Source organism: Methyloversatilis sp. (genome assembly GCF_030696805.1).
GTDB lineage: Bacteria > Pseudomonadota > Gammaproteobacteria > Burkholderiales > Rhodocyclaceae > Methyloversatilis.
Genome location: NZ_JAUYRO010000002.1, coordinates 54,875 through 66,837 on the forward strand (window position 1 = coordinate 54,875; position 11,963 = coordinate 66,837).

Sequence of the window (11,963 nt, forward strand, 5' to 3'; positions counted from 1 at the left end):
GATGGCGATGTTTTCGTACAAGGCGATGAACACGCAGGGGCGCATGGTGTTCGGCCGCATGGACGCCGCCAATCTGGTCGACCTCGAAATGCGCTTGAAGCGCATGCAGCTCGATTTCGTCAATGGCCAGCCGATGAAGCACGCGCAGCCGCTGTTCGGCCACAGCCTGCCGCGGCTTGAACTGATCAATTTCAGCTTCCACCTCGAACAACTGGTGCGCTCCGGCGTGCCGCTGATCGAGGCGCTGACCGATCTGCGCGATTCGACCGAACACCCGCGCATGCGCGAAATCGTCGCCTCGCTGGTCGAAAGCATCGAAGGTGGCCGATCGCTGTCGCAGGCCATGGCCGAACATCCGGCCGCGTTCAGCAAGGTGTTCTGCGCGCTGGTGCGCGCCGGCGAGCTGACCGGCAATCTGGCCGAGGTGCTGCGCGAACAGATCGACGCATTCAAATGGGAAGACGAGCTGGTGTCGCAGACACGACGCCTGCTCACCTATCCGGCCATCGTCGGCAGCTTCCTGCTGTTCGTCATCGCGGTGCTGATGCTGGTGGTGGTACCCGACCTCGCGCGCTTCTTCCGCAACACCGGGCTGGAGCTGCCGCTGCAGACGCGCATCCTGATGGGCACGTCGGAATTCCTGCAGGCATGGTGGCCGGCCGTGCTGCTGCTCATCGTCGCGGCGACCGTCGGCGCCGTGGCGCTCTTGCGCTACAACCCGGTCGCCCGGCAGCGCTTCGACGGCTTCAAACTGTCGGTGCCGGTCATCGGCCCGATCCTGCACAAGGTCGTGCTGTCGCGCTTCGCCAGCATGTTCGCGATGATGTACGGCGCCGGCATTCCGATCATCGATGCGGTGCGCACGTCGGAAGATGTGGTCGGCAACGAAGCGGTGCGCGATGCGCTGGCGCGCGCCGGCGCGCTGATCAGCCAGGGCCAGAACGTGACAGCCGCGTTCCAGAGCGTCGGGCTGTTTCCGCCGCTGGTCGTGCGCATGCTGCGTGTCGGCGAAAGCACCGGTGCGCTCGACCGCGCGCTACGCGAGGTGTCCTATTTCTACACGCGCGATGTGCGTGAATCCATCGCGCGCGCACAGGCCGCGATGGAACCGACACTGACGCTGGTGCTCGGACTGCTGCTGATGGCCGTGGCCTTCGCGGTGCTCGGCCCGGTGTACGACATGCTGACGAAGTTGAAGACCTGATGCCGCGCCGCCACGTCCTCTATCTCGACGCGACGCAGCTTGTCGCCTATGGTTGGCGCGCTGGCGAGGTGACCGAGCACGCCCGCTTCGCCCCTACGAGCGACGGTGTGGCGGCGTTCGCCGACTTCCTGCGCACGCAGCACGACGGCCTGTACCTGATGCTGTGCGATCTGGCGGACGAAGCCTTCATCGCGGAAATGGTGCCCTTCGTGCGTGGCGGCGACCGTGCGGCGCTGATCCGCCGCAAACTCGGCCAACTTTTTTTCGGTACCACGCTCACCTGTGCCCGCTCGCTCGGGCGCTCGCACGCCGGCCGGCGCGACGAACAGATGCTGTTCTGCGCGCTGACCCGGCCGGCCCTGCTCGAACCCTGGCTGGCCGCCCTGCGCGATGCCGACGTCGCACTGAGCGGCATCCACAGCGTGGCACTGGCCAGCGAGCCGGTGCTCGATCGGCTGCACATCGCGCAAGGCAGCACGCTGTTGCTGGCCATCACGCGCACCGGCGTACGGCAGAGCTTCTTTGAAGACGGCCGCTTGCGCTTTTCGCGCCTGACGCCGCTCGGCACGCTGTCGAGCAACGACCTGCCGCGCGCCTGCGCCGAAGAGGCACGGCGGCTGCACCCCTATCTGCTGGGCCAGCGCCTGGTCACCCGCAACGCCCCGCTGAGCGTGCGCGTGCTGGTGCCGCCAGCCCGCATGGACGAGTTTTCTCAGGCCTGCCGCAGCAATGACATGCTGCAGTTCGAACTGATAGACAGTCATCTGGCCGCCCAGCGGCTCGGCCTGCGCCCGGCGCCGGACGACCTGCACTGCGAAACGCTGTTCGTACAGGCGCTGATGCGTCAGCCGCCGGCCGAACAGTTCGCGCCGCCGGCCGAACGTCGCGCCTTTCGCGTCTGGCAGGCGCGCTTCGCGCTGATCGCCGCCGGCAGCGTCGCGCTTGCGGCCTGCCTGCTGATGGCCACGCACAGCGCGCTCGACAGTCTCGAACTGCGCGAAAAGAGCGCGCGGCTGCAGGACGACGCACGGCGTGCCGAAGCCGCCCGGCGCGACATCATCGCCCGCCTGCCGCCGACTCCGGTGCCACTGGACACGCTGCGCGTCGTACATGAACGCAGCCTGCAACTGGAGCAGCGCAGCGCGGCACCGGCCGGGCTATTGCAGCCGCTTGGCGCCGTACTGGAGCGCTACCCGCAGGTTGAACTGGACCGGCTCGACTGGAAGCTGGGCAGTGCCGGAATGCCGGCGGCCGACGGATTGGCGCCGGTCGAGGCACAACTGCTGGTGCAGGCGCGGCTGCCCGCCGAATACGGCGCCCAGCAGCGACGGGCGCTGGAACTGGTCGACGCCCTTGCCCTCGATCTGGGCCGTGCAGCGGACGGACTGCAGGTGAAGGTCACGCGTCCGCCGTTCGATCTGGAATCGGGTCAGGTGCTGCGCGGCGGGGCACGCAGCGACCGCAGCGACGCCGACAGCACGCCGCAGTTCGCGCTGCTGATCAGCCGGGGGCTCGCGCCATGAACGCGGCTGACCTGAAGAAGCTGCGCGGTGCCGCTGTGCTCGCCGTATTGATGGCACTGGCCGGCGCCGGGGCGCTGTGGGCGAGCGGCCGGCTGGCTGACGACGCGAAGCAGGACCACGCCCGCGCAATCGCCGCGCGTGCCGCCGCGCAGGGCGGCCTGGCCGCTGCACAGGCCGAAGAGATGGAAATTGCGCAGAAGATCGACCGCTATCGCCAGCTTGCCGCACGCGGCGCGATCGGCGCCGAACAGCGTCTGGCCTGGGTCGAATTGATCCGCGACACCCGGGCACGACATCGTCTGGGCGCGCTCGATTACGAATTTTCGCCGCAGCGGCCGCTCGATCGCTCGATCGCTCCATCTGACGCCGGCCAGCTCGAAGTCAGCAGCAGCACGTTGCGCCTGCGCCTGCCGCTGCTGCATGAAGGCGACCTGCTGACGCTGCTCGACGAACTGAGCGAGCACGCACCGGCCCTGGTGCGGGTGCGCGAGTGCAGCATGGTGCGGCGTGTGGTGACTGACTCGACACCCGAAACGCTGCAGGCCGACTGCCTGCTGGACTGGATCACCTTCCGTCCGAAAGAGGGGGGAGCGTCGTGAGGCGCGCACTGATCCTGCTGTTCTGCTGCGTCGCGCATGCGGCGGCGGCGCAGCCGCTCGGTCGGCTGTTCTTCAGCGAGGCCGAGCGCGCGCGGCTGGAACAGCAGCGCGGCCAGCCGGTACAGGCAGCCTCTGCGCCGCGCGCCGTCGGCACGGTGCGGCACGACGGCATCGTCGTCCGCTCTTCCGGCCCGGTGACCTGGTTCGTCAATGGCGGCGCTTTGGACACGCGCGCGCTGCCGTCGCTGCAGGCGCAGCCGGCAGGCAACGCACTGCAGTTGCCGGGCAGCTCCGGTCAGGTGGTCAGGCTGCGCCCGGGCGAGCAGACCGCCGTCGACGAGGGGGGGCAGGCGGCGCCGGCGACGGGTGTGATCGATGTGCAGCCGGGGCGCGGCCGATGACGGCGCTGCGGACGACACGGCAACGGCAACGCGGCGCGGCGCTGCTGATCGCCATCGCCCTGCTCGGCCTGCTGGCCATCGCCACGCTGGCGCGCGCGTTGTCGTCGCCCGCCGGCACCGACAGCGAACTGGCGACCGAGCGTGCGCTGGCCCGGGCGCGCGATGCGTTGGCGGCCTACGGCGCGCTGGGCAACAGGGATGGCAATCAGCTCAATTCGCCGGGTGCGCTGCCCTGCCCGGACCTCGACAACGACGGCACGTCGGAAGAGCTGTCCTCGCTTTGCGACAGCCATATCGGACGCCTGCCCTGGCGCACGCTGGGCATGGGACCGGTGCTCGACGGCGCAGGCGAATGCCTGTGGTACGCGCGCAGCGCCACGTTCAGCAACAATATCCCGACCAGCCAGCGCGGCGACAGCGCGGATCGGCCGGCGCTCAACCCGGCGACGCCGGGCGGCATCGTCGAAGTCAGCGCCGCCGGTGTCGGCCCGCGGGTGGCGGCGGTACTGATCGCACCCGGCGCGGCACTGCCCGGGCAGTCGCGCAGCGGCGGGTTCAGCGATTCAGGCTGCCGCGAAGGCAGCATCGAACAATTTCTTGAAGCGGCGACGGTAGGCGGCACGGCATACACGCACACTGACGGCCTGCACGCCATTGCACTGCAGGCACATGACGGCTTCAACGACCGCGTGCTCACGCTGACCACCAGCCGGTTGTTCGCGAGCGCCGGGGCGCGCGTGCTGGGCGAGATTTTGCTCGCTGCAGAAGGGGAGTCCGGCAGCGATGGCACACCGCCGTACGCCTGGTGGATCAAGAATCAGTGGTGCGCCCACGTCTGTGCGTCGGGCATGCAGGGCGTCGTCAACCTTGCCGACGGCTCACGCGTGGCACGCGCGCTGTCGGTGCTGCCGGCCTGCGTCGGCGGGTGTACCGGATCATGACGCGCCAGCGCGGCTTCACCCTGATCGAAATCGCGGTCGTGCTGACCATCGTCGCGCTGCTCAGCGTGGGCGCGATCGCCGCGCTGCAGCTCGCCATGCTGCGCACGCGCATCGCCGACACGCAGGCGGCGTTGCGCGAGGCACGTGAAGCGGTCGTGGCGTTCGCCGTGGTCAACCGTTCGCTGCCCTGCCCGGCGGCGTCGGAGGTGGACGGCACCGAACAAAGCCGCGCCGGTGGCAACTGCGCCAACCGGCGCGGCCTGTTGCCCTGGCAGACGCTGGGCGTGCGCGGGCTCGACGGCTGGGGCAACCGGCTGGGTTATGTCGTGTCGCAGAACGCCACCGCGACGCAAAGCCTGGTCGTTGCACCGGGCCAGCGCATCATGCTCACCGGCGAAGGCAATATCAGCATCCAAACCCGCGACGCAGCCGGCGCAGAAGTGTCGTTGAACAGCCCCACGGCAGTCGCCTTCGCGTTGTGGTCACACGGCGAGAACGGGCGTGGTGCCACGACGGCGATCGGCAGCCTGATCGCCAACGATTCAGCCACCAACGCAGACGAGCAGGCCAACAGTTCCCAGCCGGGTACATCAGTCGCGCTGTACGCGCGCGACGGCAGCGTGAACAGCGCAGCCGGCGGCGGCGAATTCGATGACCTGGTGGTGTGGGAATCGCGCTTCGTGTTGTTCGGCCGAATGATGAATGCGGGGCAGTTGCCGTGAGCGCAGCGGCACCCGGCTTCCTGTCGCGCCTGCGCAGCGGCGGCATCCTGCCCTGCGACGGCCCGGAAGAGCGGTTGAACAAGTCGCTGCTGGTACTGGCGACCGGTCTGGTCTGCGTGGCGTCGATACTGTGGCTGGCGGTGTATTGGTCGATCGGTCCGCAGCTGTCGGCCACCCTGCCTTTCGCCTACCAGCTGCTGCTGGCTGGCAACCTGCTGCTGTACATCCGCAGCGGTAACTTCAAACTGTTCCGTACGACCCAGCTCGGGCTGTTCCTGTTCGTGCCCTTCGTCGCGCAGTGGGCCATCGGCAATTTCATCACCGCCAGCGGCATCCTGCTATGGGGGTTGCTGGCGCCGGTTGGCGCCATCCTGTGCATCGGCGCGCGCGAGGCACTCGCCTGGTTCTTCGCCTATGCCTTCCTGATCGTGCTGACCGGCGTGTTCGACTTCTATCTGGCCGACGCCAGCACCTACCGCGACGCCACCGTGTCGGTCGAAACGAGCGTGGTGTTTTTCGCGCTCAACTTCCTCGCCATTTCGACCATCGTGTTCATGCTGCTGCGCTTCGCGATCGAACAGAAGCAGCGCATCGCCAGTCAGCTTGCCGAGGCGCATGCACTGCTGGAGTGCGAGCAGGAACGCTCGGAACGACTGCTGTTGAACATCCTGCCCGGCCCGGTCGCTGAACGGCTGAAGCAGAATGAAAAGAACATTGCCGACGGCTTTGCCGACGTGAGCGTCATGTTTGCCGACATCGTGAATTTCACCCAGGTCGCCGCAGGCATGACGCCGGCCCAGGTGTTCTCGATGCTCAACCGGGTGTTTTCACGCTTCGACGAACAGGCCGGTGCGCGTGGTTTGGAGAAGATCAAGACCATTGGCGACGCCTACATGGTCGCCGGCGGTCTGAACGAGAACACTTCGGACTACACCGCCGCGCTGGCCGATCTGGCGCTGGAAATGCGCGACTGGCTCAGGAATCAGACCACCGGCACCGGCGTGCTGCTCGATCTGCGCATCGGCATCGGCACCGGCCCGGTCGTCGCCGGCGTGGTGGGCAAGAAGAAATTCATCTACGACTTGTGGGGTGATACCGTCAATCTGGCCAGTCGCATCACCACCGAAGGCGTGCCCGGCATGGTGCAGGTCGACACCACGACTTACCTTCGCCTGCGCAACCGCTTTGACTTCCACCCGCCGCAAACCCTCTATCTGAAAGGCAAGGGCGATACCGTGGTGTATCGGCTGATGGGACGCAGGGAAGAAGGACTTTCGATGTCGGCGGGCAGTGTGGACATCCTGCTCGACGCCGGGTAGGTCGACCTGACTACACCAGCACTACAGCGGGACCGTAGCCAACAAGCTTCGAGTCGTGCGTGAGCAGATGCATCGGTTCGTGGACGGCCTGTGCAACGAGCAGCCGATCAAAGGGATCCGTATGGATCAACGGCAGTCGCTCGACAGCCACCGCGTGCTCAGGCCGGATCGCCAGCATTCTGTAACCCGATTGCTCGAAGCAGTGCTGCGCCATCTGCCCGGATATCGGCATGCGTTCGCGCCCCAGACTGTGCTTGATCGCGATTTCCCAGACGCTGGCTGCACTGACCCAGAGCGTCGCCTCGGGCGCGAGCAGCCACTCGCGCGCCTTGGCTGACAGACGGACGTCATCGACGATGGCCCACAATGCAATGTGAGTGTCGAGCAGTACATTCACCGCTGCGCGTCGCCGGAAAACATTCGTTCGATCTCTTCATTCGTCGAATCGAAGTCATCGGGCACGACGAACAGTCCCTTGGCGAAACCGAGGCGGCGCTGCGGCAGCACCGTTTCGATGGGCACTAGACGCGCCGCCGGTTTGCCGTTGCGAGCAATGACGATCTCCCGTTCACGCCCCTGCTCTATGGCCTCGACCAGACGCGAAAGGTTTGATTTTGCCTGCAGCATGTTCACTTGGGATTCCATTTCTCGCTCCGTATGTTCGAACTGTACTTAGCCAAGATTAGCCAAGCCGACATCCTTGGTCAAGCGTAGTTCGGCCCGGCATCGCGGGGCACAAAGCGTCAACGAAAAACGGGCGCCCGAAGGCGCCCGTTTCAACACAGCTTTCTGATCGGAAACCGATTAGAACGTGTGTGCGAGACCGATGTTGAAGCCGGTGTCGCCGTAGCCTGCGCCATTCACGCCATTCTTCGGCGGGTTGCTAGCACTGCCAACTTGACCCGCGTTTCCGTTACCACCGGCTGCATTCTTCGAAATACCGCACAGCGCGTTGCTATCAGCATTCAACTTGGCAAACGTCGCGTAAGCGATCGTACGCTTGGAGAATGCGTACTCGCCACCAAAACCGAACTTCGAGCAATCGGCGTTATCGATGCGATCGTCGTTAGCCTTGACGTAGCTCGCCTTCAGCGTGATGTTCGAAGTAACCGGAGCGGACAGGCCGATCAGCCAGCCATCACCATCCGAAGTGATCGCCGCACCATTCGTACCAGCAACGCCCTTTGAAGCGCTGTTATCACCTTGTGTGTTTTCGTAGTAAGCCGACAGCTTTACGACTCCGAAATCATACGCCCCACCAACAACCCAAAGGTCATACTCGAGATCGCTACCCGTAATCGTATTGCCGCGCTTGATCTTGAGGTTTTCGTAGTCGAGCGTAAAACTGATCGGGCCGTTGTTGTACAGGGCAGCGATCGCATACAGGGGCGTATCGCCACGTTCGATGTCCTGACCTGCGCCGGCGGAGATGCCAGCAATGCCGCCGCCTTCGTCATTCAGCAGAGAAGTCGTGTAAGCAGCCAGGAACTTAAGGCCGGGGGCCACTTCAGGTGTGATGTACACAACCGCGTTGTCGGCACGATCGGCTTGACCGAGGCCCGATGTCACGCCGAACAGCGAGCCCGCATTGGCAACCGTCTGGTTCTTGAACGGGTCATACTGACCGACGAACGAGTAGCGAGCGCCATCAACGCGGCCACCGAGCGCGGTACCGAAAGCACCTTCAAGACCGACCCAGCTATGACGGTTGGTAGTACCGCCAAACGATGTGCCTGTATCGCCGCTGAAACCGAACTCAAATTCGAAGATCGCCTTCAGGCCGTTACCGAGGGCTTCGCTACCGCGGAAGCCGATGCGGTTCGTGCCGAGGATGCCGTCTTCGAAGCCGTTTTGACGACCATCGCGACCAGCTTGCGACAGGCCACCGCTGTCGCCACCACGCGACATGAAACCGTAGTCGATGCGACCGTACATGGTCACGTTGGATGCTTCAGCCAGAACGGCGGTCGGTACGAGTGCGGCTGCGATCGCAACTGCAAGCAATTTCTTGGACATTACGCAATTCTCCTCTTGCGATGATAGTGGGTGCCCGGATCGTGTTCGATCGCAGAGCGACTGTACTGCCGGGCTACTCACCTTCGGACCTTCAGAAGGTGGATCGCACTGTACCGAAGCATGAAAGCTCACTGCAAGCCATGCGTAAAATTACGTATGCACCCGTCCGGTCCGTTGTGGTTTTCGTGCAACAGCCCGGAAGGGCGGGCCGGCTCGCCTCGCATGCAGGGCACGCCCCGTTTGACGAGGGCCCACACCCACTCGTGTCTGATCGCAGCTCCGATTCAGCTCACTTCGCTCCTCTACATATAAATATGCAGAGGAGTGAAGCATCGTCGCCCCAAAGCCGTGCGGCTCATCTTTCGACCCGCCGATTCGCGATCACCGCAAGGCCGTCCATCGGATCGTCGCCGGCTGAAAGTGCGACCTGCCGTCGAACGGTCCGCCGGCACGCGTTGTGTGCAGCAGACCGTCGCCCGCCGGACCTGACGCGCTGGCTCAGCTTTCGCAGCCACCCGCTGTCCGGCCGATCAGGTTGAAGAACTCGCGCCGCGTGCTGGCGTCGTCGCGGAAGGCGCCCAGCATGCGACTGGTCACCATGGCGACGCCCGGCTTGTGCACGCCGCGCGTGGTCATGCACTCGTGCGCCGCCTCGATCACCACTGCAACGCCGCGCGGCTGCAGCACCTCGTACAGCGCATCGGCGATCTGCACGGTCATCTTTTCCTGAATCTGCAGACGCTTGCCGAAAACCTCGACCAGACGTGCCAGCTTGGAAATGCCGATGACGCGCCGATCCGGCAGGTAGGCGATGTGCGCCTTGCCGATGATGGGCACCATGTGATGCTCGCAATGGCTTTCGAAGCGGATGCCGGTGAGTGCGATCACCTCGTCGTAACCTTCGACTTCTTCGAAGGTGCGCGACAGCACTTCGCGCGGGTCGATCGAATAGCCGGCGAAGAATTCCTCGTATGACTTGACGACGCGCGACGGCGTATCGAGCAGGCCTTCTCGCGCCGGATCGTCGCCGGCCCACCGGATCAGGGTACGGACGGCCGCTTCGGCCTCTTCCCGGCTCGGGCGTGTGGTGTCTGAATGGTTCATGGTCATCCTGTTTTTGCTTATATATATAGCGGCGCAATCACGGTGCGATGCCGCTGCCTGACACCCGGACTGAGCATGGTGGCGGCGCAGCCACTTGTTTTCAAGTGCGGTTCATCGACTCCGACCCTTGATAAGTCAGTTTAGCTCCCCAGATTCCGATCGAACCTGCGCGGCGATACTCATTGTTTCCGGATGTAAACCGCCGGAACAGCACGTCATCCGCGCGGCTCCACCGTTCGCTCACAAGCCCCGCAGCACTTCGCTGCTGCGGGCAATAACAGTCAGGAGAGGACATCCGATGAAGATCACCCTGTCACGTACCGCACTGGCGGCCATCGCCGCCACGACCTTCGGCCTTGGCGCGACGGCAACCACGATCGACTGGATGCACAAGGCGGAAGCGGCACCCGACGGCAAGCCGCTGTTGCTGGCGCAATCTGCACCCGTCGCGGCCGCTCCGGTCACCGGCAATCTCGTGACCGGCCTGCCCGACTTCGCGACGCTGGTCGACCAGACGTCCGCCTCGGTCGTGAACATCAGCGTCGTCGGCAAGGCGACCAGGACGCCTGGCATGAACCCGAATGACCCGATGTATGAATTCTTCCGCCGCTTCGGCATTCCGGTGCCGCAGGACCCGCGCGGCGGGCAGGGGCCGGGCAACGGTCAGGGCCCGACGCCACGCGGCATCGGCTCCGGCTTCGTGATCAGCCAGGATGGCTACATCCTGACGAATGCACACGTGGTGTCGGAAGCTGCCGAGGTGACGGTGAAATTCACCGACAAGCGGGAACTGAAGGCGCGCGTCATCGGCAGCGACAAGCGCACAGACGTTGCGCTGATCAAGGTCGAGGCAAAAAACCTTCCAGCCGTGAAACTGGGCAATGCCGACCAGGTGCGTGTCGGCGAGTGGGTGGCCGCAATCGGCGCGCCTTTCGGTTTCGAGAACACGGTGACCGCCGGCATCGTCAGTGCCAAGTCGCGCGCGCTGCCCGACGAATCGCTGGTGCCCTTCATCCAGACCGACGTGGCGATCAACCCGGGCAATTCGGGCGGTCCGCTGTTCAATCTGAAGGGCGAGGTGATCGGCATCAACTCGCAGATCTACTCGCGCACCGGCGGCTTCATGGGCCTGTCGTTCGCCATTCCGATCGACGTGGCGATGCGTGTGGCCGACCAGATCAAGCAATTCGGTCGCGCCAAGCATGCGCGACTGGGCGTCAGCATCCAGCCGATCACGCGCGATCTGGCCGACAGCTTCGGGCTGGACCGCGCACGCGGAGCTTTGGTCGCCAATGTCGAGAAGGACGGTCCGGCTGACCGGGCGGGCCTGCAGTCCGGTGACGTGGTGCTGTCGGTCGATGGCCGCGAGGTGGCAGATTCGTTCGACCTGCCCAAGGTGATCGGCAATCTGCCGCCGGGCAAGCCGGTCAAGCTCAATGTATGGCGTCAGGGCGCGGAACGTACCGTCACGGCGACGCTGGGCGAACAGGGCGAAACAGAAGCGGTCGCCCAGGCAGATCCGGCGCGCGACGCACAACCGGCGCGCGATCGCCTGGGCCTGGTGGTGCGTCCGCTCAGCGGCGGCGAAGCCCAGCAACTGGGTGTGAATCGCGGCCTGGTCGTTTCCGACGTTGCAGGTCCGTCCGCCCAGGCAGGCATCCAGCCGGGTGACGCCATCCTCGCGGTAAATGGCCAACCGGTCGGCAGCGCCGAAGAACTGGCGCGCCTGGTCGAACGCGCCAAGGGCCGCGTCGCGCTGTTGATCCAGCGCGGCGACAACCGGCTGTTCGTGCCTATCCGGGCAGGTTGATCGCACCTGCTGCTGGGCGCGGACGCGACGCACGGAATCGACGCGCTTATCGCGGACAGGGTCCGCTCCTACGAAAAGCAACACCGTCGCGGTTTTCGTAGGAGCCTGCCCCGCAGGCGATCCCGGTCTTCGAACACGTGACGGTGCATGAGCCACGCTCGCATCGCGGACAGGGTCCGCTCCTACGAAAAGCAACACCGTCGCAGTTTTCGTAGGAGCCTGCCCCGCAGGCGATCCCGGTCTTCGAACACGTGACGGTGCATGAGCCACGCTCGCATCGCGGACAGGGTCCGCTCCTACGAAAAGCAACACCGTCGCAGTTTT

General features: G+C 65.2%; 12 protein-coding genes. 8 read left to right on the forward strand and 4 right to left on the reverse strand.

Annotated features, from left to right (window positions below):
• The first annotated feature begins 1 nt into the window (after position 1).
• The 7 genes from Q8R75_RS00315 to Q8R75_RS00345 are packed head-to-tail and all read left to right on the forward strand — an operon-like array spanning position 2 to position 6,709.
• Positions 2-1,204, forward strand: a complete 1,203-nt coding sequence (locus Q8R75_RS00315; RefSeq protein WP_305626979.1) for a type II secretion system F family protein — start codon at positions 2-4, stop codon at positions 1,202-1,204.
• Positions 1,204-2,727 (forward strand): hypothetical protein, encoded by a 1,524-nt coding sequence (locus tag Q8R75_RS00320; protein ID WP_305626981.1) that lies wholly within the window; start codon positions 1,204-1,206, stop codon positions 2,725-2,727. The genes Q8R75_RS00315 and Q8R75_RS00320 overlap by 1 nt, the downstream gene beginning before the upstream one ends.
• Positions 2,724-3,326 carry a hypothetical protein gene (locus Q8R75_RS00325; RefSeq protein WP_305614483.1) on the forward strand — a complete coding sequence of 201 codons (603 nt, stop codon included), beginning with the start codon at positions 2,724-2,726 and terminating at the stop codon, positions 3,324-3,326. Before Q8R75_RS00320 ends, Q8R75_RS00325 begins: the two co-directional genes overlap by 4 nt.
• A complete protein-coding gene (locus Q8R75_RS00330; protein ID WP_305614482.1) occupies positions 3,323-3,727 on the forward strand; it encodes a hypothetical protein in 405 nt (134 codons plus the stop codon). Before Q8R75_RS00325 ends, Q8R75_RS00330 begins: the two co-directional genes overlap by 4 nt.
• Entirely contained in the window at positions 3,724-4,668 is a 945-nt protein-coding gene (locus Q8R75_RS00335; RefSeq protein WP_305614481.1) for a hypothetical protein, read from the forward strand. Before Q8R75_RS00330 ends, Q8R75_RS00335 begins: the two co-directional genes overlap by 4 nt.
• On the forward strand, positions 4,665-5,390 hold the full coding sequence (locus tag Q8R75_RS00340; RefSeq protein ID WP_305614480.1) for a prepilin-type N-terminal cleavage/methylation domain-containing protein: 726 nt from the start codon (positions 4,665-4,667) through the stop codon (positions 5,388-5,390). Before Q8R75_RS00335 ends, Q8R75_RS00340 begins: the two co-directional genes overlap by 4 nt.
• Positions 5,387-6,709: an adenylate/guanylate cyclase domain-containing protein gene (locus Q8R75_RS00345; protein ID WP_305626984.1), complete on the forward strand. Its 1,323-nt coding sequence runs from the start codon at positions 5,387-5,389 to the stop codon at positions 6,707-6,709. Before Q8R75_RS00340 ends, Q8R75_RS00345 begins: the two co-directional genes overlap by 4 nt.
• Before the next feature lie 10 nt (positions 6,710-6,719).
• Here the strand turns inward: Q8R75_RS00345 and Q8R75_RS00350 are convergent, their stop codons facing one another.
• From Q8R75_RS00350 to folE, 4 genes are all read right to left on the reverse strand, one after another.
• Positions 6,720-7,106 carry a type II toxin-antitoxin system VapC family toxin gene (locus Q8R75_RS00350; protein ID WP_305626986.1) on the reverse strand — a complete coding sequence of 129 codons (387 nt, stop codon included), beginning with the start codon at positions 7,104-7,106 and terminating at the stop codon, positions 6,720-6,722.
• Positions 7,103-7,354 carry a type II toxin-antitoxin system prevent-host-death family antitoxin gene (locus Q8R75_RS00355; RefSeq protein WP_305663467.1) on the reverse strand — a complete coding sequence of 84 codons (252 nt, stop codon included), beginning with the start codon at positions 7,352-7,354 and terminating at the stop codon, positions 7,103-7,105. Before Q8R75_RS00355 ends, Q8R75_RS00350 begins: the two co-directional genes overlap by 4 nt.
• 159 nt (positions 7,355-7,513) lie before the next feature.
• Positions 7,514-8,725: a porin gene (locus Q8R75_RS00360; RefSeq protein ID WP_305663468.1), complete on the reverse strand. Its 1,212-nt coding sequence runs from the start codon at positions 8,723-8,725 to the stop codon at positions 7,514-7,516.
• Positions 8,726-9,223: 498 nt separating this feature from the next.
• Positions 9,224-9,829 (reverse strand): GTP cyclohydrolase I FolE, encoded by a 606-nt coding sequence (gene folE / locus Q8R75_RS00365; protein WP_305626878.1) that lies wholly within the window; start codon positions 9,827-9,829, stop codon positions 9,224-9,226.
• 298 nt (positions 9,830-10,127) lie between these two features.
• Here folE and Q8R75_RS00370 point away from each other — a divergent pair, with 298 nt between their 5' ends.
• Positions 10,128-11,639: a DegQ family serine endoprotease gene (locus Q8R75_RS00370; protein WP_305626876.1), complete on the forward strand. Its 1,512-nt coding sequence runs from the start codon at positions 10,128-10,130 to the stop codon at positions 11,637-11,639.
• Positions 11,640-11,963: the final 324 nt, after the last annotated feature.